22 protein-coding genes are annotated in these 22,237 nt (G+C 49.7%); 10 read left to right on the top strand and 12 right to left on the bottom strand.

Going from position 1 to position 22,237, the window contains the following annotated elements; genetic code table 11:
* The 6 genes from VIM87_RS09120 to VIM87_RS09095 all read right to left on the bottom strand — a co-directional run.
* A partial coding sequence (locus VIM87_RS09120; RefSeq protein ID WP_331996685.1) for a hypothetical protein occupies window positions 1-434 on the bottom strand: 434 nt, incomplete at its 3' end.
* 12 nt (window positions 435-446) lie between these two features.
* The gene (locus tag VIM87_RS09115; protein WP_331996684.1) at window positions 447-626 is read right to left on the bottom strand and encodes a CcoQ/FixQ family Cbb3-type cytochrome c oxidase assembly chaperone; all 180 of its coding nucleotides are present in this window, start codon (window positions 624-626) and stop codon (window positions 447-449) included.
* 16 nt (window positions 627-642) lie between these two features.
* Window positions 643-2,778, bottom strand: a complete 2,136-nt coding sequence (ccoN, locus tag VIM87_RS09110) for a cytochrome-c oxidase, cbb3-type subunit I (protein WP_331996683.1) — start codon at window positions 2,776-2,778, stop codon at window positions 643-645.
* Window positions 2,779-2,803: 25 nt separating this feature from the next.
* Window positions 2,804-2,962 (bottom strand): cbb3-type cytochrome oxidase assembly protein CcoS, encoded by a 159-nt coding sequence (gene ccoS, locus VIM87_RS09105; protein ID WP_331996682.1) that lies wholly within the window; start codon window positions 2,960-2,962, stop codon window positions 2,804-2,806.
* Between the two features lie 50 nt (window positions 2,963-3,012).
* A complete protein-coding gene (locus VIM87_RS09100) occupies window positions 3,013-5,439 on the bottom strand; it encodes a heavy metal translocating P-type ATPase (protein WP_331996681.1) in 2,427 nt (808 codons plus the stop codon).
* Between the two features lie 165 nt (window positions 5,440-5,604).
* Window positions 5,605-6,000 (bottom strand): hypothetical protein, encoded by a 396-nt coding sequence (locus VIM87_RS09095; RefSeq protein ID WP_331996680.1) that lies wholly within the window; start codon window positions 5,998-6,000, stop codon window positions 5,605-5,607.
* Window positions 6,001-6,167: 167 nt separating this feature from the next.
* On the opposite strand from VIM87_RS09095, the gene VIM87_RS09090 reads away from it, so the two are divergent.
* Together VIM87_RS09090 and VIM87_RS09085 are read left to right on the top strand one after the other, a co-directional pair.
* A complete protein-coding gene (locus VIM87_RS09090; RefSeq protein ID WP_331996679.1) occupies window positions 6,168-7,748 on the top strand; it encodes a PAS domain-containing sensor histidine kinase in 1,581 nt (526 codons plus the stop codon).
* Window position 7,749: 1 nt separating this feature from the next.
* Window positions 7,750-8,808 (top strand): response regulator, encoded by a 1,059-nt coding sequence (locus VIM87_RS09085; RefSeq protein WP_331996678.1) that lies wholly within the window; start codon window positions 7,750-7,752, stop codon window positions 8,806-8,808.
* Here VIM87_RS09085 and VIM87_RS09080 read toward each other — a convergent pair.
* Window positions 8,805-9,185 carry a hypothetical protein gene (locus tag VIM87_RS09080; protein WP_331996677.1) on the bottom strand — a complete coding sequence of 127 codons (381 nt, stop codon included), beginning with the start codon at window positions 9,183-9,185 and terminating at the stop codon, window positions 8,805-8,807. The two genes, VIM87_RS09085 and VIM87_RS09080, sit on opposite strands and share 4 nt — an antisense overlap.
* Before the next feature lie 140 nt (window positions 9,186-9,325).
* Between VIM87_RS09080 and VIM87_RS09075 the strand changes: the two genes are divergently transcribed.
* From VIM87_RS09075 to VIM87_RS09065, 3 genes are all read left to right on the top strand, one after another.
* Entirely contained in the window at window positions 9,326-9,613 is a 288-nt protein-coding gene (locus tag VIM87_RS09075) for a metalloregulator ArsR/SmtB family transcription factor (protein ID WP_331996676.1), read from the top strand.
* A gap of 246 nt (window positions 9,614-9,859) precedes the next feature.
* Complete coding sequence (locus VIM87_RS09070) at window positions 9,860-10,198, top strand: metalloregulator ArsR/SmtB family transcription factor (RefSeq protein WP_331996675.1); 339 nt, start codon at window positions 9,860-9,862, stop codon at window positions 10,196-10,198.
* On the top strand, window positions 10,182-10,952 hold the full coding sequence (locus VIM87_RS09065) for a glucose 1-dehydrogenase (RefSeq protein WP_331996674.1): 771 nt from the start codon (window positions 10,182-10,184) through the stop codon (window positions 10,950-10,952). Before VIM87_RS09070 ends, VIM87_RS09065 begins: the two co-directional genes overlap by 17 nt.
* Window positions 10,953-10,972: 20 nt before the next feature.
* On the opposite strand, the gene VIM87_RS09060 is transcribed toward VIM87_RS09065, so the two are convergent.
* From VIM87_RS09060 to VIM87_RS09040, 5 genes are all read right to left on the bottom strand, one after another.
* Window positions 10,973-11,404, bottom strand: a complete 432-nt coding sequence (locus VIM87_RS09060; RefSeq protein WP_331996673.1) for a response regulator — start codon at window positions 11,402-11,404, stop codon at window positions 10,973-10,975.
* A 234-nt stretch (window positions 11,405-11,638) separates the two neighbouring features.
* A complete protein-coding gene (locus VIM87_RS09055) occupies window positions 11,639-12,064 on the bottom strand; it encodes an OsmC family protein (RefSeq protein WP_089908652.1) in 426 nt (141 codons plus the stop codon).
* Between the two features lie 234 nt (window positions 12,065-12,298).
* Window positions 12,299-13,849 (bottom strand): M81 family metallopeptidase, encoded by a 1,551-nt coding sequence (locus tag VIM87_RS09050; RefSeq protein ID WP_331996672.1) that lies wholly within the window; start codon window positions 13,847-13,849, stop codon window positions 12,299-12,301.
* A gap of 51 nt (window positions 13,850-13,900) precedes the next feature.
* A complete protein-coding gene (locus VIM87_RS09045) occupies window positions 13,901-14,539 on the bottom strand; it encodes an NAD(P)H-dependent oxidoreductase (protein WP_331996671.1) in 639 nt (212 codons plus the stop codon).
* 41 nt (window positions 14,540-14,580) lie between these two features.
* Window positions 14,581-15,483, bottom strand: a complete 903-nt coding sequence (locus VIM87_RS09040; protein ID WP_331996670.1) for an AraC family transcriptional regulator — start codon at window positions 15,481-15,483, stop codon at window positions 14,581-14,583.
* Window positions 15,484-15,567: 84 nt separating this feature from the next.
* Between VIM87_RS09040 and VIM87_RS09035 the strand changes: the two genes are divergently transcribed.
* The 5 genes from VIM87_RS09035 to VIM87_RS09015 form a co-directional block, all read left to right on the top strand.
* Entirely contained in the window at window positions 15,568-16,332 is a 765-nt protein-coding gene (locus VIM87_RS09035; RefSeq protein ID WP_331996669.1) for a phytanoyl-CoA dioxygenase family protein, read from the top strand.
* 58 nt (window positions 16,333-16,390) lie between these two features.
* Window positions 16,391-17,464, top strand: a complete 1,074-nt coding sequence (locus VIM87_RS09030) for a LacI family DNA-binding transcriptional regulator (RefSeq protein ID WP_331996668.1) — start codon at window positions 16,391-16,393, stop codon at window positions 17,462-17,464.
* 45 nt (window positions 17,465-17,509) lie between these two features.
* Entirely contained in the window at window positions 17,510-19,399 is a 1,890-nt protein-coding gene (locus VIM87_RS09025; RefSeq protein WP_331996667.1) for a hypothetical protein, read from the top strand.
* Between the two features lie 81 nt (window positions 19,400-19,480).
* Window positions 19,481-21,025, top strand: coding sequence for a glycoside hydrolase family 28 protein (locus VIM87_RS09020; protein ID WP_331996666.1), 1,545 nt, complete (start codon window positions 19,481-19,483; stop codon window positions 21,023-21,025).
* A partial coding sequence (locus tag VIM87_RS09015; protein ID WP_331996665.1) for a glycoside hydrolase family 88 protein occupies window positions 21,009-22,237 on the top strand: 1,229 nt, incomplete at its 3' end. The genes VIM87_RS09020 and VIM87_RS09015, both read left to right, overlap by 17 nt.

Genomic DNA, 22,237 nt, shown 5'->3' with positions numbered 1-22,237 from the left:
TTGGATTCAATACCGGCCAGTATGCGCAGGGCATATAACAATACCAGTATTACCAGCAGCTCCAGCGCTATTACGGATGTAAGCACATAGAACGCAGTGGCGGAAAGCCCGTTAATGGTTTCTTTCACCGCAGGCGCCGGCGCAGACTGGGCCATAGTATTGCTGCTGAATAAACAGCCGGTGATGGTAATGCCAATGAGCAGTAATGTTTTGTCAGTAGTTTTTTTAATACGCTCCCGGTAAAGGTCCATGGCCTGTATCACTACATTTCCCAGCACGGCAATGGCAATGAACAAACCAAAGATCACGGCCAGCAATACCTGCGCTACTGCATTATCCAACAGGGAAGAGGGCTGTGGCGGCCCCTGCGCCAGCACCGGTGTAATACTGCCTGGCAGCAGCAGGTATAAAAAACAGAGCAGCTTTTTGTTCATATACAAATGTGTTTATAGGCTTTGAGAATCATCATGGTCTAATGGTGTACGGCTTACGTGATCCATCATTCCTTTATCTGCCCTGAATGCCCAGATACTGGCCACGGTAAAAAATATGGTGAACAGGAGCAATGACGTTAACGGGTACACGCTTACACCGGTAATGCTCTGCAGGTAATTGATGAATTTCATGCGGTTTGTTTTAAAGTTATTTCATGGCGGTTTTAGCCGGCGCTTCCTTAATATCCCTTCCTACTCTTTGCAGGTAGGCTATCAATGCTACGATCTCGCGGTCCGGCGGTGTTTCCAGCTTATCTTTTTTCAGGGAAGCGGCTATTTCCTTTGCCTGTTTCTCCATATCTGCATTGGCCTGCAGCTCATATTTATGAGGATAAGGCACACCCAGCTTACGCATGGCATTGATCATGGCCGGGGTAGCGCTTTTATCCACCCGGTCGTCCATTAACCAGGGGTAAGAGGGCATAATAGAACCCGGCGACATGGAAGACGGGTCCAGCATATGGTTGTAATGCCAGCTATCAGGATATTTGCCGCCGATACGCGCCAGGTCAGGCCCGGTACGTTTGGAGCCCCATTGGAAAGGATGATCGTATACAAATTCGCCGGCTTTGGAATATTCCCCGTAACGCGCTACTTCATCGCGGAAGGGGCGTATCATCTGCGAGTGGCAGGTATAACAGCCTTCCCGGATGTAGATGTCGCGCCCGTGCAGCTCCAGCGGCGTATAGGGTTTTACGCTGGTAATGGTAGGCACATTGCTGCGCACCAGGAAGGTGGGGATCAGCTCTATAATACCGCCAATCGCTACTACTACCAGGCTAAAGGCTACCATTTGCAGGGGCCTGCGCTCAATCCAGTTATGCCAGTGTGTTTTGCCATGTGCAGCTGCAGGCACTGTTTTAGGCAGGGGCGCTGCTTCTGCAGGTTCATCGGCTACAAAGGTGCCGCTGCGGATGGTTTTTACCAGGTTCACGATCATGAGCGCCACACCGCTGATGTATAGCATACCGCCAACGGCACGCAGCGCATACATAGGCACAATGGTGGTTACTGTTTCCAGGAACTGGTATTTCAGCTGGCCTTCTGCTGTAAACTCTTTCCACATCATACTCTGTGTGAAAGCGGCCCAGTACATTGGTATTACGTAAAAGATAATACCCAGGGTGCCTAACCAGAAATGCGCGTTGGCCCATTTACGTGAGTACAGCTGTGTGGCAAAAATGCGGGGCATTAACCAGTACAGGATGCCAAAGGTGAGAAAGCCGTTCCAGCCCAGCGCACCTACATGCACGTGTGCAATGGTCCAGTCGGTAAAGTGGCTCACCGCATTTACGTTCTTCAGCGACAGCATAGGGCCTTCAAAAGTGGCCATGCCATAACAGGTAAGCGCTACTACAAAGAATTTCAGGATAGCATCTTCCCGCACGCGGTCCCAGGCGCCGCGCAGGGTAAGCAGGCCATTGAGCATACCGCCCCAGGAGGGCGCAATGAGCATGATGGAAAACACCGTACCCAATGATTGCGCCCAGTCCGGTAAGGCAGTATATAACAGGTGATGTGGCCCGGCCCATATGTAAATAAATATGAGCGCCCAGAAATGTATGATGGACCACCTATAGGAATAAACAGGGCGGTTGGCCGCTTTGGGAATAAAATAATACATGAGGCCCAGGTAAGGCGTGGTAAGGAAAAAGGCTACGGCATTATGCCCGTACCACCACTGCACCAGCGCATCCTGCACACCGGCATACCAGCTGTAGCTTTTAAACAGCGATATGGGCAGCTCAAAGGAGTTTACAATATGCAGCATGGCTATAGCTACCCAGGTGCCTATATAAAACCAGATGGCCACGTACAGGTGCATTTCCCTGCGCCGTAAAATGGTACCCAGCATATTAGCGCCGAATATGAGCCATACCACGGTAATGGCTATATCAAAAGGCCATTCCAGCTCCGCATACTCTTTACCGGTAGTATAACCTAACAGCAGGGTAAGCGCGCCGCCGGCTATAATGGCCTGCCATCCCCAGAAATGCAGCTTGCTCAGCAGGTCGCTGAACATACGGGCTTTGCACAGGCGCTGAAGCGAATAGTACACGCCCATGAAAATGCCATTGCCCACAAAAGCAAAGATCACGGCATTGGTATGCACCGGCCGCAAACGCCCGAAAGTAGTGGGCGCATAACCCAGGTTCAGGGGAGGGTATGCCAGCGCCAGGGCTATCCAAAGCCCCGCCAGCATGCCTATAAGGCCCCAGAAGGTAGCAGCGTAAGCAAACCATTTTACGGTGCGGTTGTCATAAGAAAACTTTTCCAGAGACATAAGTATAGCTTGTTGTTTTATCCGGTTATGGTTGTTGATCGTTTGCCTGCTCATCAAACAGGATGCGGTGGGCGGGCGAATAGTCATCCTCGAATTGCCCGCTTTTTACGGCCCAGCAAAAGGCTGCCAGGAAAATGATCCCTACGGTAAGACTGGCCCCCAGCAACAGTATGATAACACTCATGGATATGTGTTTTTGAACAGTTCAAAATTAGCATGCCCGGGCTGCGGCCACTATGACCTGGCGCAGGCAAATGACTGATCTTCGTCAGCTGTGAGCTGTAATGCTTTACGGTGCAGCTTTTTGCCGGCCACTGCGCTCAGGCTCCAGGTAAGCAGTATAATGCTGATGGAGCTGGCGGGCATTAAAATAGCTGCGGTAAGGGGGGATAGCTTGCCCTGTACGGCAAAGAACAAACCGGTGAAATTGTATACCAGCGAGAAAATAAAGCTGGTGAGTATAATGCGTTTGCTGGTTTTACATAATTGTATATAGTGGGGAAGCAACGGCAGGTTAGCGGCTGCTAAAATGCCATCGCTGGCAGGGGTAAAGTTGTTACTGTCCTCAGTAAGGGAAATGCCGGTATCGCTTTGTTTCAGAGCGCCGGCATCATTCAGCCCGTCGCCAACCATCAGCACGCGCTGTCCCTGTTCCTGCAGGGCCAGTATATGATCCAGCTTATCCTGCGGCTGTTGTAAAAAACGCAGGGTGGCCTTTATTCCCATGAGCTTGCGCAGGGTGCTTTCATCCCGTGCATGGTCGCCGGAAAGTACGGTGAGCTGATATTTTTTCCGCAGCTGCAGTATTAAGGATTGGATGCCGCTGCGGTAGCCGTTGCGGATGCTGAAATAGCCGCGTACCTGCCCGTTAATGGAAAGGTATACCACGCTGCCGTTTGTAGCGGCAATACCCGCTGCGTCGGTAAAAGCTGCATTGCCCAGGCGGATGGTATCTTTCATAACCGTACCGCTGATACCCATACCCGTTACCTGTTCAAAATCTTTTACAGGTATATGGTTACTGCCGCAAAAGTCGCGCACCATGCGGCTTAGCGGGTGGGTGGATTGTGCTGCCAAAGCTGCTGCCTGCAGCCGTTCATGGCGGGTAAGCGGCCGCCCGTTAAAAACAGTAACAGCTTTTTGCTTGTCGGTAAGCGTGCCGGTTTTGTCAAATACAATATGATCTGTAGCGGCCAGCCTTTCAATGGCCGCGGCATTACGAAGGTACAATTTGTGCCGGCTTAAGATGCTTAAAATATGCCCGTTGGTAAAGGATGCTGCCAGCAGCAGGGCGCAGGGGCAGGCAATAATCAGTATAGCCGTTACAGATGGCCATATTTTTGCCGGGTCATGAAAACCCCACCAGGCGGCTGTTAACACAGTAATGCCCAGCACCACCCAGGTAAAATGGCGGCCCAGCAGGTGTATGAAAGAGGGTTGCTTGTGCGTGTCCTGCTGCAGCTCCTGCCGGTTCCACAGGCTGGTGAGGTAACTTTGCGCTACAGCTTTAATGGTGTGCAGCTGTATGTTGCCTTCCAGCTGCCGGCCGCCGGCATAAATAAGATCTCCCGTAAGGCAGGGCACAGGATCGGCCTCGCCGGTTACAAAGCTGTAATCGATCAGCGCACTGCCTTTTACCAGGATGCCATCTGCCGGTACCAGCTCATTGTTATGGATCAGTAAGGTTTCTCCTTCCTTTATATCCGGCAGGGCAACGGGTACATTCTTTTTACCGCGTATAGCGGTAACGGCTATAGGAAAATAGCTGGTATAATCCCGGTCAAAGGAAAGGCCCTGGTAGGTTTTATCCTGCAGCACACGCCCTGCCAGCATAAAGAACACAATGCCGGTCATGGCATCAAAATATCCTGCTCCGCTGTTGGTGCCAATATCAATAAGGCTCCGGGTAAAGGTGACTATAATGGCCAGCACAATAGGCACATCTATATTCATGAACCCGTGTTTAAGGCCGCCCCAGGCGGAACGGTAAAATGCCTGGGCGCTGTACAGGAACACCGGCAAGGATAAAAGCAGGTTCAGGTAACGGAACAAATGGGTATCCATACCGCCGCTGCCGGAAAAATATTCTGGGAAGCTAAGCAGCATAATATTGCCAAAACAAAACCCGGCTACGCCCAGCTGGTAGATCAGCTGCCGGTTCATTGCCGGTTTTTTATGCTGCAGGTCCTGCAGGCTGATGTAAGGCTCATACCCAATGCTGGTAAGCAGCTCGGCCACCTTACGTAAAGAGGTTTGGGATTGCTGAAAGATCACCTGCGCTTCCTTACGCGCAAAATTCACGGTTACGCGCTGCACGCCGTCATCCAGCTTATGCAGGTGCTCCAGCAGCCACAGGCAGGAGCTGCAATGGATCTGCGGAATATAAAAGGTAACATGGGTATGGGTATCATTGCGGAACTGTACCAGCTGCTGCCGGATCTTTTCATCTTCCAGGAAGGCAAATTTATCGGGCCTTGCCTGGCTGCGTTGGGGGGCGCCCGGCTGCCCGTTCAGCTGGTAATAGGTACAAAGCCCGTTGCCGTTCAGCAGCTCAAATACCAGCTTACAACCTTCACAGCAAAACGGTTTATCGTCCAGGAGAATGCGTGTACTTTCACAGGTTTCGCCGCAATGGTAGCAGCTGGTTTCAACAGTGATCATGCCTTTCGGTTATAAGTTCAAAAGTAAAGGGAGGGGGCAGGGGCGGCAATGACAGGGATCATATGTAGGGATGATATTTATCAGGCAGGGGAAAAACGGCATAAAAAAACCGGCTGCCTTTTAGCAATACCGGTTTTAAAAGCATAGATTATGAAAAGGTAAAAATTATCCCACCGGCTCTTCCGGGTAGTAAAAAATGTTCTTTTCCGCCAGCTTTCCTTCTTCGTTCATTTGTCCCAGCGTCCAGTTATCGGTGGCAGTGGTTTGCAGCCACAGGTCGCCGGACTTGCGCAATATTTGTACACTCAATCCATATTTGCGGAAAAAATCAAGTTCTACAGCTGCTGCCGTACGGTGGTGGCTAATATCCAGCCAGCCAAAATTGTGCATCATACGGATCTCTTCTATGGGCGTTGCCGGCGGCAGCTTATCGGCTACGGCGCAGGCCTGGCCTTCGCTGTGGGGCTGCCGGTAACATTCCAGCTTCAGATAAGGATAAGCCTCCCGGAACTCATGCTGCAGGGTGGCAATGGTAGCGTCCTCGCTTATATAGATCTCCATGGTTAAAGGTTTATACGCTGCAATGTAAGCTGCTGCTGCCGGCCCCTCAATGATGGTTGTCAGCAGCGGTAATGATCGTGGTCATATATCCTTCCGGGGAATCTTTGCATTTTGGACCGTAATGATACAGCCGGAAAAAACTGTAACTTTCACACTACTTTACTATTATGAACTTTTCCATTCACGATCTTGATATTAATTTCCAGCTTTCTGTTTTTGCAGCTGTGCTGGAGCGCGAGCCCGGGCTGGTGGCTGTGCGGGAGCAGGGAAGCGGGCAGCTGTTGTATATTAATGAAACCGGTATGAAAATGCTGGGCACCGAAGATCATGCTGCCTTGCAGGCTATCCTGGATAAGCATGCGTTAGGCATCTGCAGGCCCGGTACTGAAAAAAGCGAAACGTCAAAAGAGCGGCAGTGGACCAACCTGGCAGGCGTAACCTTTTCCGGTTTGTATGATGATATTTCATTCCGGCATGCAGGTAAGGACTATTGTGCTTTCCGCATTAACACCCTGCCTTCAGATACCCGTCACCAGCAGCAGTTAAGTAAAGAGCTGCAACGTTTCGGGGCTTTGTTCGACTATGCCAGCATTGGCATACTGGTAACGAATAAAGAAGGGGAGATTGTACTGATCAATGATTTTGCGCTGAACCAGTTTGGCTACCAGCGGCAGGAGCTTACCGGGCAAAAGGTGGAGGTGCTGATACCGGCCCGTGCGCATGGCCGGCATGTAGGCCACCGCGACCGCTTTAATGACCACCCGCAGAACCGCCCTATGGGCATAGGTTTAGACCTGTTTGCCGTGCGGAAGGATGGTTCGGAGTTTCCTGTAGAAATAAGCCTGAGCCACTACCAGAATGAAGAAGGCGCATTTGTGATCGCCTACGTAAATAATATTACCGAAAGAAAAAAAGCAGAGGAAAAAGTAGAGCGGCTGAACAATGAGCTGGAACAAATGGTAGAGGACCGCACCCTGCAGCTGCGCAAAGCGCTGGAACAGCTGGAGCTTTCCAAAGAGGAGCTTACCTTGGCCCTGGGCAAGGAAAAGGAGCTGAACGAGCTAAAGACCCGCTTTGTGTCTATGGCATCCCACGAGTTCCGCACCCCGCTCAGCACCATCCTGTCATCGGCTTTTTTAGTAAAGCAATATGCCGCGGAGGCCGATCAGCCTAAAAGGAACAAGCACATACAGCGTATAGTCACCTCCGTGAACCTGCTCACGGATATCCTGAACGACTTTTTATCTGTAGGCAGGATCGAGGAAGGTAAGATCCAGGTGCGTATGAGCAGCTTTGATATTGCAGATAATATTAACACCGTTATACAGGAAATGCACGGTATGATCAAGGAAGGGCAGGAGATCAGCTACTTTCACACCGGTTCCCCGGAAGTATTGCTGGACCCTTCCCTGATGAAGCATATTATCATGAACCTGCTGGGCAACGCCATCAAATTCTCCGGCCCCGGCGCCACCATTGGCATTTATACTAAAAAAGATCTTCACAGCTTTCAGCTGCAGGTAAAGGACAATGGTATAGGCATGTCGCAGGAGGACCAGCAGCACCTGTTTGAGCGGTTTTACCGCGGGGCCAATGTAAGCAATATACAGGGTACCGGCCTGGGGCTGCATATTGTAAGCAAGTACAGTGAGCTGATGAACGGCCGCATTTCCTGTGAAAGTGAATTAGGCGTAGGCACTACCTTTACCATTGATTTTTCTTTAAATAACGAAACAGCCAGCTATTAATATGCAAACCATTTTGCTGATAGAAGACAATACAGACATCCGGGAAAACACAGCAGAGATCCTGGACCTTGCCGGGTATAAAGTATTAACCGCAGAAAACGGCAAGCTGGGTGTGGAGCTGGCTTTGCAGGAAAAGCCCGACCTGGTGATCTGCGATATTATGATGCCGGTGCTGGATGGTTTCGGCGTATTGCATATGCTGCAGCGTAACGATGATATGCAGGATGTGCCCTTTATTTTCCTGACGGCCAAAACAGAACGTACCGATTTCCGTAAAGGCATGGAAATGGGCGCGGATGATTATATCACCAAACCATTCAGCGGTACAGAGCTGCTGCATGCTATAGAAGGCCGTTTGAAAAAAGCCCTGCTGAAGAAACAGGAATTTGCCTCTAACCCGGAAGGATTGAATAAGCTGATGCAGGCCGCTACCGGCAAAGAATCGCTGCAGCTGCTGTCTGAAGGGCGTAATACAGATAAGTTTAAAAAGAAACAGGTCATATACATGGAAGGGAACCATCCTGCCCACCTGTTCTATGTTCAAAAAGGAAAAGTAAAAACCTTTAAGCGGAATGAGGATGGGAAAGAGCTGGTAGTGGAGCTGTATAACGAAGGCGATTTCCTGGGGTACATAGCCCTGCTGGAAGGAACCGTGTATAAAGAAACTGCAGAGGCCATGGAAGAATGTGAAATAGCCGTTATTCCCCGTGAAGATTTTGAGGAGCTGCTGCATAACAACCACGAAGTAGCCGTGCAGTTCATACGGCTGCTGGCCCGCAATATTACCGGCAAAGAGAAGCAGCTGCTTGGCCTGGCGTATAATTCCCTGCGCAAAAAAGTGGCCGAAGCATTAATGCACCTGCATAAAAAATACAGCGGGCAAAAAGAAGGGCCGTTTGCCATTGACATCAGCCGTGATAACCTGGCCGCTATTGCCGGTACGGCTACTGAATCGCTGATCCGCACGCTGGGCGATTTCCGGGAGGAAAAGCTGATCGATATAAAAGATGGGGCCATCATCATCCTCAATGAAAAAAAGCTGGGTACCCTGCTGTATTAAGAAAAGGTTTTCTGGAGGTAACCGCTGAATTCAGCGCTCAGCAGATCAAAGTTCCCCTGGATAATGATCATCTTCACCTCCAGCCTGTATTGCAGGTCCAGGATCTTTTTCAGCTGGGGGCCGTTGGACTGGGACAGCTGCTGCAGCAGGTGCAGCTGCTCCCTTACTTCATGCCGCAACAGGCTGATCTGGTCGTCCATTTTCAGGAACTTGTTCTGGAAATATTCAAGCTGTTCCAGCTCATACGGTTGAAGATCCGCTTCCAGGATGCCCGCCAGCCTTGTTTTAAAACGTATAATGCCGTCTTCCAGCACTTTTAGCTCGTTTTTCCAGTTTTCGTTATCCGCGATCAGCTCCCCGGTTTTTCCGTTTCTCATTGCTTATAGAAAGTTTTCATGGCAATTTAGTACGGCGTTCTTTCCTGGCCTATGATGGTGGTCAGTAGGAAAAATATCCTACATCAGTACGATGCTGATATGGCTTGGTCTTTTGCCCATAAATCGATAAATTTGCAACAATGAATACATCTTTTGACCTGAAGCGGATTGAGCGGATCTCCAAAGCCTTAAGCGATCCTTACCGGATCAAGATCATGGAGGCCATCAAAAAAGAGCCGGACTGGATGCAGTGCGCTGACGTTATGGATATGCTGGACCTGGCCCAGTCCACGGTTTCTCACCACCTGAAACAGCTGGTGGATGCGGAGCTGCTGCATGTGGAAAAGGATGGCCGCTGCACGAAGTATAGGGTGAACCGGGAAGGCTTTAACGACTATGTGGATTTTTTAAGGAAGTTTGAACGGTAAAATTTTTTATCCCAATTAATCGAAATATTTCGTTTTGTCGATTTGTTTGCATAGCTTTGTATCAGCAAAAGCGGCAGCGTGGAAATTAAGAGATTGACAGGTTTAGATATTTAGCTATAAGGGATAGTGAAAAAGGGTCCGGGGAAAGTGTAACTGGCACAACCGGCCCTTTTCTTTGGATTTACTAATCGATTTATTTCGATTTATGAATGAGTTGAAGCCGTTGTTCCATTCAAAGCAGGTATTATGAGCAATCGTGAAATTGAAAAAATATCCAAAGCCCTGGGCGATCCGTACCGGCTGGAGATTATGCAGGCCATCTGCAAAGAAGGATGGATGCAGTGCGCTGCTGTTACGGATATGTTACACCTGGCGCAGTCAACGGTTTCGCACCACACCAAACAGCTGGTGGATGCAGGGCTGTTAATAGCAGAAAAGGAAGGCCGTACCACCCGGTACCGCATTAATCAGCGCCGTTTTGAAACATACCTGCAGCTCCTGCACCCGTATGTGGCCAAAGCGCCTGCAGATAAACTAATATCTTCTGACAATAATAAAATCGTAAAAAATGAAAACAACATCTGAACCAGAACTTTCACAAAGTGTGGTGCTGGTAACCGGTGCGCTTACCGGTATAGGCCGTGCTACGGCCATTGCATTTGCCAAAGAAGGCGCTAACGTGGTAGTAAGCGGCCGCCGTGATGCAGAAGGGCAGGCCCTGGCCGCAGAGCTGCGTGAGCTGGGGGTAGGCGCAGAATATATAAATGCCGATGTGAGAAAAGAAGCGGATGTACAAAACCTGGTTGAGCAAACCGTTGCAAAATTCGGGCGTTTAGACGTAGCCGTTAATAACGCCGGAACAGAGGGGATCCCCGGCCCGGTGGTGGAGCAAACACCGGAAACTTACGAAGCCACTTTCCAGACCAATGTGCTGGGCGTATTACTGAGCTTAAAGCATGAGCTGAAAGTGATGGTGGCGCAGGGCCATGGCAGCATCATCAACGTATCATCTGTACTGGGCCGGCAGGGCGCCGCAGGCGCATCTGTATACACGGCCAGCAAACACGCAGTGGAAGGCCTTAGCCGCTCTGCTGCGCTGGAAGTAGCCTCCTCCGGTGTACGTGTGAACGTAGTAGCGCCCGGCCCTATTGAAACGGGTATGCTAAACCGTTTTGTAGGTGATAACAAAGAATTTAAATCAGGGCTGTTAGCCACGGTGCCTGCACAACGCGCCGGCCTGCCTGAAGAAGTAGCGCAAACCATTGTGTTCCTGGGCACCAACAAATCACTTTTTCTTACCGGGGAATCTATTGCTGTAGATGGCGGTAAGCTGGCATAAGCAATTCCCGTCTTTAAGCATCAGGTGATGAAATAGCGGTTAGGGTGCAGGCAGGCTTTCCAGTAATTAATAACCAGCTCCAGCTGCGCTCTTAGACCATCATGGGTATTGGCTTTTTCAAAAAAGCCCTGTACAGTGAGATCATATGCCTTCGCCACATTGCCCTGCGTTGCATAATCGCTGAAGAATACAAAGGGGATAGATTTTTTCCTGAGGTAATCATTCTCGGTGATATGTGCACGTAGTTCCAGCCCATTCATGCCTTCCATTTTAACATCGCAAAGGATCAGGAAAGGCTGCTGGGGTGTCGAAACCAGGTAAACCAGCGCATCCTGCCCGTCATGAAAGCATTTTGTGGTAATGGCCGGATCTATTTCCTGCAGGATGGCTGCAATAAATTCCTGGTCTTCCAGGTCATTGTCAATGATAAGAACGGGACCACTTACGGGCATAAGCTTAAAAAATTGTAATGAGTAATAAATTAAAAGCAGTGCTTTCTTTTGTAATTATCAACAACACTGGCTGTACAATGATGAACAGGCGGCCGGGCAATGGAAACCGGCCTTAGTGAAGATGGCTACGTGTAAGCGTACTGCTGCGTATAAATATAACCATTATTTTATAAAACAGTTGCCCGGCCGCATTCATGCAGGCCGGGCAATTTCTTTTTCCTGGTAGTGGAAATATTATTGATAAGTTACTTCCAGGGTGATGGGGGTAGCGCTCAGTGCTTTTGAAATGGGGCAGTTTTCTTTAGCGCCATTGGCAATGGTTTTAAACTGCTCTTCAGATACGCCTTCAATTTTAGAAGCGGTAAGCTCCAGCTTTATATTGGTGATCTTGGGACCAGCAGCAGGATCCAGTTCTACGGTAGCTTTGGTATCCAGGGTACCGGCGGTAAAGCCAGCCTGGGTAAGCGCAGCGCTCACAGCCATTGTAAAGCATCCTGCATGAGAAGCGCCCAGCAGCTCTTCAGGGTTGGTGCCTACACCATCGCCAAAACGGGTATTAAAGGAGTATTGCGTTTTATTCAATACGGTGCTTTGTGTAGATATTTCTCCTTTGCCTTCTTTGAGATTGCCCGTCCAATGGGCATTTGCTGTTCTTTTCATATTCTGTGATTTTATGGATGTAAAGGTGATGAAATAAAAGGTAAGAATTTTTAACTAAAGTTAAATTTACGTAATTAAAAATAGTTGGCAGTGGGCGGTTGGCAGTCTCCGCGGATCAGGAACCTGGTTTTATATGTTTGTTATATGGTATATGCTTAAGCTGGTGGCTGCCGCTGGCTTATATCATTGTCTTTGGCTCTTACATTTTATATCCTACATCCGGCATCCTACTTCTTACTTCGCTTTATCTGAAGCCGGTACCAGCTTCGCTGTAAGGTCCGGCTCAGGCATATCTTTATCCAAAGGGAACATGGGCCGTTGAATACGTTTATAGCCCAGGCGTTCCAGGTCCTGGTCCACACCGCCGGGTGTTAAGGAAAGTAACCAGTCGCCCCGCATATTATACAGGTCCGGCTCCAGGTACCCGATCTTTACCACTACAATAGCCGCTTTGCGGGGCTGCAGGTCCAGGTCGGTGAAGTCTTTTTCCTTATGATAGGGTTTTCTTTTCCGGGTAACGATCACGCTTACACTGCCCACTTTTACCACTACTTCTACCTCCGCATCCCGGTCGCCTTTTTTAATAGCAGTAACGGTGCCAGCTAAATGTACCGGCGGTGCGAAACGTGCATCTACCTTTGCGCCGGCATAGCCATCCACCTGGCCGCCAACACCGGCTGTAAGGGCCTGCTGTACCAGCTCAGGGCCGGGTATGGACGCATAAATTAATGCAGGGCCGTTCTCACTTTTAAATTCGGGCCGCGCCAGGATCTGGGTAATGGTCCAGGTAACATCCCCTGCGCCGCCGGCCGTTGGGTTATCGCCGGAATCGCTGATCATAAACGGATGTTTATCGCTGGCCAGCGCTTTATCCAAACATTCTTTCAGATCGCCGGTAGGCGCTACAAAAGCAAAATCCTTCCGGGCATTCCAAAAGCCTTTTGCCAATTGCTCTGCAGCGCTGGTCACCGCTGCCTTATCATCGCCGGTTACCATTACTACGCCATGGTTGCGCGGCTCATCAGCCCAGGCATAACCGATCCAGATGGCGGCATCAATAACACCGGGTTGCCTGGAAGCCGGCGCCACCGCCTTATATACGGTTTTACCGGGTTCTATGCGGGTGCTTGTTTTTTCACCGGGCAGCAGTATGGGAATAGGGATCCAGGCTTTGTATGCCGGTCTGCCCTTGCCGTTTTCCAGCCTTTCCAGCAGGTTGGTTACGGCCCGTTGTTTGGTTTCCATGGCATCTTCATGCGGCGCCATGCGGTAACAGGTAATAAGGTCTGTATTTTCCGCCAGCCGCCAGGATACGTTGCCATGCAGGTCCATGGAGGTGGAGATAAGCGTTTGCTTGCCTATCACTGCGCGGATGCGGGTAATAAGATCTCCTTCCGGATCATCCAATCCTACCACGCTCATGGCGCCATGGATATCAAAGAACAATCCATCATAGGGCATGTTCTTCTTCAGCGCTTCCAGTGTTTGTTTTACCAATGATTCATAGGCCTCGCGTGTAACCGCGCCGCCGGGTAAGGAGCGGCCCATTACTGCAGGCAGCCATACGGCCCGTTTCCGCAGGGAGGAATCAGGTGCAAAGAAGGGGTAAGAAGTAAAGATCTGCTCACCATATTTTGCATGGAATGCAGCTTCATTGGTTAATGCCGGTGAAAAAGTGCTGGATTCTATAGCCAGCCCGGTAATGGCAATACGGGGCAATGGTTTGGCTATAGCCATTACCGTTATACCGCAGAGGGAAAGTACCAGTAAATACAGTTGCTTCATTGTATGACGCTTTGATCTAATGTACTCAGAAAAGCGCTAATCTCATAACCCTTACAAAAACTTAGGCGATCCCAGGTCGACAGCGCCTGTGCCCGGCCACGGGCCATCTGTTATGGTAAGCTCAGCGTGCGGCCAGCTAATCCATTGACCATTTATTTGTGTTGATACAACCAGGTTATCCAACACTACTTTAATATCATCCAAACGCCATACATCTTCATTGGGATCATCTGCAGTGCCTTTTGTAGCATCCACAGCTGCTTGTCCAACCCGCGATATCACCAGCGTGGAGCAGGGCGGGCTCCAGCATCCCAAACCGGAGAATACCGCATGCAAACGGCCTGCAATTTCAATACCGCCTACCGAATCCATGGAAACAGCACAGGTGAACGGTTTTCCGAAAAAGGCAGGAGAATTTTCAAACACGCTTACTATTTCAATAAACCGCTGCAATGGTGAACTCCAGTTATTCCAATAAACGCCGGTTATTACCAAAAAGCCGTCATGTTCGGCTAACAGGTTATAAACTTCCTTTATATCCGGCATGGGATCCGTTAATGTAAGGATAGTTGTAATAACGTTTTTTTTACCATCGAGATATCTCAGGGCTGTGGCTGCAATACGTCCTGAATTACTCTGTTTGCCTCTTACAGATCCATTGATGATTAAGATCTTTTTGTTAGCTGACATATAATTGTGGATTGTTTTATTGTGGGATGGCATGGCTGCCGCTAAGCTTTTTTAACAGTGCCGCCTGCACGTTGTTTATATGCGCCGGGCGTTAAACCTGTGAACCGTTTGAACACGGTAGCAAAGTATTGGGCATTCTGAAAGCCGGTTTCATAGGCAATACCGGCAATAGACAGCTTTCCTTTCAGCAGGGCTTCCTGCGCTTTTTGAATTTTATATTTTAGTACATAATCCAGCGGGGTAGTGCCGGTAGCTTCTTTGAACCAGGTTTTAAAACGGGAGAGGGATAAGCCTGCCTGCGCGGCCAGCTCAGGTAATACCGCCGGTTCATCCAGGTGCCCGCGGATGTAGGCGTCTATCTTATCCATGCGTTCTTCTATCCGGCGCACGGTAGCAGATTGTGAGCAGCTGATCACAGCTAGTAAGAAGTCGGCCAGCAGGTGCTGTACATGGATCTGATCCAGCAGGGAGCTGTTTTGTGCATGATGGTGAAACACCTGTTCCAGCGTGGTTTTCAGCCGGCTGTTCCCTTTAAAGTGCCGGGGCAGCTGTAGCAGCTGCCGTTTCCATTCAGCAGCCAGCTTACCCTCGAAATGCAGGAAACGCCGTGCATTGCGGGGCGTATCCATGTTAATGATGATCCAGTACATTTCGCCTTTCTCTTCGGGGAATTCGCCGCTGCCGTGTAATTCACCGGGATAGGTAACAAACAGCTCACCGCCTTTTACTTTATACAGGGCCTTGTTCACTTTATACACCTGTTCCCCCTTGCTGCAAAAACAGATCTCCAGCATATGCCGGTGGGAGTGTGCATCCAGCGAGCTGCGTGTTTGCTTATAATGATATTTCCCCAGCACGGCAATATCCTTCCAGCCCCATTTACGGAAGTCAATGATATGGCGTTCTGCGGTGGAATGAATATCTAATACCGTACGTTTTGCCATGTATAAAATAGTATTGGAGTACTATGTTGAAATAGTTCTTAAATATACAATAGTACATTTGAACAGGGACAAAAAAAATATATTATGGGGGTTATTACTGCAGCCCAGATCGAAGCCTTTAACCATGATGGTTACCTGGTAATGAACGATCTGCTGACACCGGACGAGATCAGTTATTACCGTGAGATCTACCAGCAATTCCTGGATGATAAGATCAACACCGGTAAGTTCCGTTCAGACCTGGGCGGCTTTTCCGATGGCACCCGGTCTGCCGCTACCCGCGAGCGTATCACGCAGATCATGTTGCCGGGCAGGCTGCTGCCCTCATTGCTGGATGAGGTATTGCATGTAAGAACGCTGGCAATTGCCAAAGAGCTGTTAGGGGACGATATGGATATGGATTTTGATATGCTGATAGATAAGGCGCCTTTCACCAATACGCCTACACCCTGGCACCAGGACTGCGCATATTGGATCAGCATGCCGGACACACGTGCCGCCAGCTGCTGGGTAGCGCTGGATGATGCGGTGAAGGATAACGGCTGCATGTGGTATGTACCGGGCTCGCATAAACAGCCCGTTCGCACACACCGGCCGGCGGGCAGTGGGGGTGGCGCATTGATGTGCGATGCGGAAGAAAAGGAAGGTGTAGCGGTAGAAATAAAAGCAGGTTCCTGCGTATGGCACCAGGGCGCTACGCTGCATTACAGCCGCGGTAACAGTACGGGTAACCGTCGCCGTGCCTTCATTAACAACTTCAGGCCTGCAGCCATGATACAATTTGAGCGGGAGCGTGGCTTTGACCATACGGGTGAGCGGGAGGTGCGTAATACCAGCGCTAAAGACTAATGTTAACAACCGGGCGGCTGATTATTTTTCTATATTTGTTACATACGTTTGAAGCTTTATGAAGAAAAATAATGCCAAAGCTGCTGCCGGCGTAAAGGAAATAGCAAGGCTTGCACAGGTATCCATCGCTACGGTTGACAGGGTGATCCACAACAGGGAAGGGGTGTCGGAAAAAACCAAAGCTAAGATACAGGCTATCATAGATAAGCTGGGATATCAGCCGAATGTGCTGGCGCAACGCCTGGCACTGGCTACCCGCGGCACTATTAACCTGGCGGTATTGCTGCCGGTGATATCCCCGGAAACAGAGTTCTGGCAGGCGCCCCGGGATGGCATCAGTAAAGCGGAAAGCGAGATCAAACAATACGGGGTGAACATTCACTACTTTTATTTTGATCAGAATGATGAAAGCACGTTTGAAAAACAGGTGAAGAAGATCATCCGCTTTAAACCGCAGGGCATTTTATTTACGCCCACTTTCCCGGATCCGGCAATACAGCTTACAGAACATAGCAAAAAAGCCGGGATCCCGTATGTGCTCATTAATACGGATATTCCGGGCTATGATGCCATGTGTTATATAGGACCGGAAAGCTTTCACAGCGGTTACCTGGCAGCGCAGCTGGTACACTATTGCACGGCCAGGGATAAGAAAATAGTGATCGCTAAAATAGCCCGGGAAATAAGCACCAACTACGCCATTTTGCGTAAGGAAGAAGGGTTCAGGGCTTATTTTAAAGACCGTAAGCTGGAAAACCCGCTGCTAACGCTGGATTCCAAGGACACAGAATATGCCGGGGTATCGCGTAAGCTGGCAAAGCTGATCAAACAGGAACAAAATATAGGCGCCATCTTTGTCACCAATTCCCGTGTATCGCTGGTGGCCCGTTACCTGGAAGCTGCCGGCCGTACGGATATTATTTTGTTAGGTTATGATTTTACAACCGATAACGTACAACACCTTAAAGCAGACAATATAGATTTCCTGATCTGCGAAAAGCCGCAGGAACAGGGATACCGGGGTATTATGACGCTGTTTCAGCACCTGGTATATTCCAATGTTATAGAGAAAAACTACCTGATGCCTATTGATATTATCACCAGGGAAAACTACCTTTTTTACCGCAACTAACGGTAAGGGGTATATAAAGGCATCAGGTGTGAACAGCAATTGCTTATGACCCGTGTTCTTATATATCTTTTACTGGCAGGGTTGCCGGGAATAGCTGTTCCGGCCGGTGCGCAGGAACTATCACCAAAAAAAGAATATGCCGCCACACTGGTAGCCTTAACCAATGCGCTGCTGGAACGGCAGGCTGCAGACAGCGCCGGGAATAATGCCGGCGGCATCTGGTGTGCGCATTGCAAGGTATGGCATACCCGCGCAGCAGAAGCAGTGTATCCCTTTGTAATTACTGCTGATATTACCGGTGATGCCCGTTATGTGCAGGCTGCAGAACGTGCGGCCGCCTGGCTTTTCCGCCAGCAGCAGGCGGATGGCAGCTGGAAAGAAACCCCGGAAGAATGGACCGGCACTACTACTGACCAGCTGTTAATGTTATTATTGACCTACGAAAAATTATCCCCGCAGTTAACTACCGCACAACAAGCACAATGGCGCAGCAGCATGGAAAAAGCCGCTGCCTATCTTAACCGGGTAATGACGCCGGAATTTGCCAGCATTAATTATGTAGCCACCACTACCGCCACTCTGGCCAAAGCAGGATTGGTGCTGCACCAGCACGCCTATACGCAAAGGGCCCGGCAGCTGGCCCGCAGAACCGTTGCCAAAATGGATGAAGATGGCTTTCTGAACGGTGAAGGAGGCCGCAGTCATGGTAATAAAATGGGCGTGGACCTGGGTTATGATATGGAAATGTCGTTATGGGGGCTGGGCCTGTACGCCCGCCTGACGGCCGATACATTGGTGGATGGTTATGTAAAAAGAGCCTTGAAAAATCATTTATATTTTATTTATCCCGATGGTTCGCTGGATGCTTCCTGGGGCATCCGCTCCAATAAATGGACCGGTTATGGCAGCGCCACCTCTGACGGCAGCCAGGTTTTATTTAGTTTGTATGCAGATGATGATCCGCGTTATGCCAATGCTTCCCTGCGCAATTTGCAGTTCCTGCGCAGCAATATAACCGGTGGTTTAGTTGGTTATGGCCCGCAGCATGCGGAGCTGTTTAATACGCCGCCCTGTATTTATCCCACCTTTGCCAAAGCCAAGAACCTGGCGCTGGCTTATACGCTGGAAACCAAAGCTACGCGGCCATTAGCAGCCATCCCCGCGGATAGCAGCAGCTGGATAAAACACTTTACCACGCTGGATGTTATTGAGGTGCGCACGCAGCAATTTATGGCTACGATCACGGGTTACCGTTATAAAGATCCGGCAGGCGCCAAAGGTAAATACATGTACCGTCCGGATGGTGGTGCTATCAGCCATCTGTGGGCCGCAGGGCATGGTTTTATAACAGCATCCAGCCCTACGGTATACAGCCGGCCGGAGCCCATGAGCTTCCCCGAAGCGCCGGGTGTGCTGCCGCTTACACCCAGGATAGAGTATACAGATAGCGCAGGTTATTTCACCAACCTGTATGAGTTTGACAGCCGCTTATTGATCAATAAAGAAGTAAAAAACCAGTATGGGATAAAGGTTTCGGGTGAGCTGAAAGATAAGAACGGGCTTACCGGCGGGGTAGGGTACCAGCTGAACTACCTGTTCACCGACAGCGCGCTGCAAAAAACAATTACCGTTACCTGGCATGATGCCTGGCCCGTAGTGCATGTGATCGAGCCTATTATACAATATGCAGGTATGAGGTTTGAGCAAAAAGATGATCATACCATATTGATCCATGCCGGTAAAAAACAATGGGCGCTCAGGATCTTATCCGGTAAGGCACGCTGGATCGCAGGGCGGGAGGCAGCCCGTTACTGGACGCCTTACCCCGCGCTGAAAGCCTGGCCGCTGGAGCTGGAGATACAGCCGGAAGGGGAGGCCATTTCCGGCAGTGTAACCTATTGCCTGCAGGTGTTAAATACACCAGCGGACAAATAAAATGATCAAAAACGGGTACGTACCCGAAAAATGCTTATTTTCGAATCAGATCTTATTTTATCTGTTAAAGTGAAAAACGTAATGCAATTGTTTCCCGTAACCAAAAGAATATTCCACGCTCTGTGCCTATGCTGCCTGTTCATAGGCATTACCGGCAGCGCAAAAGCGCAATGGTATGATGTAACCCGCTATGGTGCAGTAGGGGATAGCACAACAGATAATACAAAAGCCATCCAGAAAGCAATAGACGCCTGTGCTGCCACCGGCGGAAAAGTATATTTTCCTGCAGGCAGATTTTTAACTGCCACCCTTTACCTGAAAAGTAATGTAACCCTGCACGTGGCCGCCGGTGCTACTATTTTAGGGCACACCGATACAAAACAATATCCCTACCAGGATGCCGGCATCCGTTTTTATGGAGATGAGTGGGCTAAACAAAGCCTTATATTTTGTAAGGACCAGGAGAATGTTGGCATTGAAGGCAGCGGCACTATTGACGGGCAGGGGGGCGCATTTGTAATTACCACCAATAAAAAACCGGACCGTTACCGCGACCGGCCTTATCTACTCTGGTTCATCAACTGTAAAAATGTAAAGGTGCGGGAGATCTCGCTGCGTAACTCCGCCTTCTGGATGCAGCATTACCTGGGTTGTGAATTTGTGTGGATAGACGGCATACGCATCTGGAACCACTCTAACAAGAATAATGACATGATGGATATTGACGGTTGCCGGAATGTGCATATTTCCAATGTAACCGGCGATTCGGATGATGATGGTATTACCATTAAAAGCACCTCTCCGCATATCTCAGAGAACATTACCATTACCAATTGCGTTATCAGCAGCCATTGTAATGCATTAAAGTTCGGAACAGAATCAACCGGTGGTTTCAGGAATATTGCGGTAAGCAATTGTGTGATCAAACCCTCTGCGCAGCTGACTACCATTTATGGCAAGCCGGCCGGTAACAGCGGCATTTCACTGGAAATGGTGGATGGCGGTATCATGGAAAATATTACCATCAGCAACATCGTGATAGAAGGGCCGCAGGTGCCGCTGTTTGTACGTTTAGGCAACAGGGCAAGGCCGCATACCAAAGATGCGCCGGTACCTGCGCCGGGCCGTGCGCGTAACATTCACCTTTCCAATATTACCGCTACCGGCGCAGATGAAACAGGCTGCTCTATCAGCGGTATTGCAAAAGCGCCGCTTGAGAATATTTCACTGGAACATATTTATATCGAAACAAAAGGCGATGGAGCAAAGGTGAACCTGTATGAGCCGGTAGTGGAAAAAGAAACAGAATACCCGGAAGCCACTATGTTCGGCAACCTGCCATCTTATGGATTCTTTATCCGCTATGCAAAAGATGTGCGCTTATCTGACATTACACTGCGGAATGCAGGAAAGGAAGCCCGCCCGGGTGTAGTGGTAGCGCAAACACAGCAGTTTACCCTGAATGGGCTGGATGTGCAAACCAGCAGCAGCACGCCTGCAGCGGTGTATATTAATAACAGCAAGGACGGTATCATCAGCAACAGCCGCAATGCTTACCCCGTGCAACGTGTATGGATCAAGGATCAGCAATCCACCAACATAAAAGCCGATGATGCAGCAAAGTAAAATAACAGGCCTGTTAGGCATGGCTTTATTGCTGCTGCATACCGCGGTAGCGCAGCAGGCGCCTGCATTGGAGCTGGCCTGCAAGGTGGCCGGCAGGCTTATAAAAGATACCCGTTTTGAATGGAGCTGGGAACCGCAAAAAGAAGTGTTAGGCATGCAGGTGATCGATCCCCGTTTTTTGAAAACACCACGGGGCGCCTATGCGGTGCGCTTTGCCAATGTAACAGCCGATACGCTGGTACGCTTTGGCATTACCACCCCAGGCCCGGTACAGGTATGGATCAACGGGCAGTCCGTGTATGAACAGGATAGGGCCACCGTGTTAAACCCTAAAGAGATTGCCTATAACCGTTTTACGTTCAATAAATATTTTACCGCATCGCTGCATAAAGGAAAGAATGAAATACTGATCCATAGCAGCCCGCAGGCAGTTACTTTTTTACGCGCAATAACAGCTAGCGGTGATGAGGAAGCCGCGGTACAATTCAGCGCGCAGCCCTGGTTGTATACCACGCAGGCTGCACAACCTGTATTTAACCCGCAGGGAGCCTATACGTATTGGCAAACAGCACCGCAACATTGGCTGCCGGAGCTGGTGATAGACAGTACAGCAGCCTACCAGCGGGAATCGTATGCTAACTGGCATTATTCCCACGGTACGGCTGTATGGACCTTGCTGGCTTTACAACAGGCTACAAACAACAGCCTTTATGGCAACTTTGTAAAAGGATATACCCGGTTCTTGTTCGATAACTATTCTAATCTTCAGTTTCAATACGATTCCTTGTATGCCTGGCGGGGCAGCTACCACCGCGTATTCCGGCGCACCATGCTGGATGATGCAGGGGCGGCTGCCCTTCCTTTTGCCGCCTTGTATCAAAAGGAAAAAGATGCTGCAGCCTATAACACTTTACTGGGGCCCTTGCTGCAGTATATAACGGATAAGCAGGTACGCTTACCGGATAGTACCTTTTGCCGCCCTGAGCCGCTTGAATTTACGGTATGGGCCGATGACCTGTTTATGAGCGTACCCTTCCTGGTGATCATGAGCCAGGCCACCGGTAAGCAGCAGTACCTGGAAGATGCCGTAAAACAGGTGCTGCAGTTCCGCAAATATTTGTACAACCCGCAAACCGGCTTATACAAACATGGCTGGTTCAGCACTACCGGCCGGCAGTCGGTAGCCTACTGGGGCCGCGCCAATGGCTGGAT

The organism is Chitinophaga sp. (assembly GCF_036569125.1).
Lineage (GTDB): Bacteria > Bacteroidota > Bacteroidia > Chitinophagales > Chitinophagaceae > Chitinophaga.
This window is presented reverse-complemented; position numbering and strand designations above follow the sequence as displayed.

Excerpts from the sequence above, each read along its gene's own strand:
- VIM87_RS09115 (WP_331996684.1), bottom strand. The coding sequence starts at position 626 with ATGAAATTCATCAATTACCTGCAGAGCATTACCGGTGTAAGCGTGTAC.
- ccoN (WP_331996683.1), bottom strand. The coding sequence starts at position 2,778 with ATGTCTCTGGAAAAGTTTTCTTATGACAACCGCACCGTAAAATGGTTT.
- ccoS (WP_331996682.1), bottom strand. The coding sequence starts at position 2,962 with ATGAGTGTTATCATACTGTTGCTGGGGGCCAGTCTTACCGTAGGGATC.
- VIM87_RS09100 (WP_331996681.1), bottom strand. The coding sequence starts at position 5,439 with ATGATCACTGTTGAAACCAGCTGCTACCATTGCGGCGAAACCTGTGAA.
- VIM87_RS09095 (WP_331996680.1), bottom strand. The coding sequence starts at position 6,000 with ATGGAGATCTATATAAGCGAGGACGCTACCATTGCCACCCTGCAGCAT.
- VIM87_RS09090 (WP_331996679.1), top strand. The coding sequence starts at position 6,168 with ATGAACTTTTCCATTCACGATCTTGATATTAATTTCCAGCTTTCTGTT.
- VIM87_RS09085 (WP_331996678.1), top strand. The coding sequence starts at position 7,750 with ATGCAAACCATTTTGCTGATAGAAGACAATACAGACATCCGGGAAAAC.
- VIM87_RS09080 (WP_331996677.1), bottom strand. The coding sequence starts at position 9,185 with ATGAGAAACGGAAAAACCGGGGAGCTGATCGCGGATAACGAAAACTGG.
- VIM87_RS09075 (WP_331996676.1), top strand. The coding sequence starts at position 9,326 with ATGAATACATCTTTTGACCTGAAGCGGATTGAGCGGATCTCCAAAGCC.
- VIM87_RS09070 (WP_331996675.1), top strand. The coding sequence starts at position 9,860 with ATGAGCAATCGTGAAATTGAAAAAATATCCAAAGCCCTGGGCGATCCG.
- VIM87_RS09065 (WP_331996674.1), top strand. The coding sequence starts at position 10,182 with ATGAAAACAACATCTGAACCAGAACTTTCACAAAGTGTGGTGCTGGTA.
- VIM87_RS09060 (WP_331996673.1), bottom strand. The coding sequence starts at position 11,404 with ATGCCCGTAAGTGGTCCCGTTCTTATCATTGACAATGACCTGGAAGAC.
- VIM87_RS09055 (WP_089908652.1), bottom strand. The coding sequence starts at position 12,064 with ATGAAAAGAACAGCAAATGCCCATTGGACGGGCAATCTCAAAGAAGGC.
- VIM87_RS09050 (WP_331996672.1), bottom strand. The coding sequence starts at position 13,849 with ATGAAGCAACTGTATTTACTGGTACTTTCCCTCTGCGGTATAACGGTA.
- VIM87_RS09045 (WP_331996671.1), bottom strand. The coding sequence starts at position 14,539 with ATGTCAGCTAACAAAAAGATCTTAATCATCAATGGATCTGTAAGAGGC.
- VIM87_RS09040 (WP_331996670.1), bottom strand. The coding sequence starts at position 15,483 with ATGGCAAAACGTACGGTATTAGATATTCATTCCACCGCAGAACGCCAT.
- VIM87_RS09035 (WP_331996669.1), top strand. The coding sequence starts at position 15,568 with ATGGGGGTTATTACTGCAGCCCAGATCGAAGCCTTTAACCATGATGGT.
- VIM87_RS09030 (WP_331996668.1), top strand. The coding sequence starts at position 16,391 with ATGAAGAAAAATAATGCCAAAGCTGCTGCCGGCGTAAAGGAAATAGCA.
- VIM87_RS09025 (WP_331996667.1), top strand. The coding sequence starts at position 17,510 with ATGACCCGTGTTCTTATATATCTTTTACTGGCAGGGTTGCCGGGAATA.
- VIM87_RS09020 (WP_331996666.1), top strand. The coding sequence starts at position 19,481 with ATGCAATTGTTTCCCGTAACCAAAAGAATATTCCACGCTCTGTGCCTA.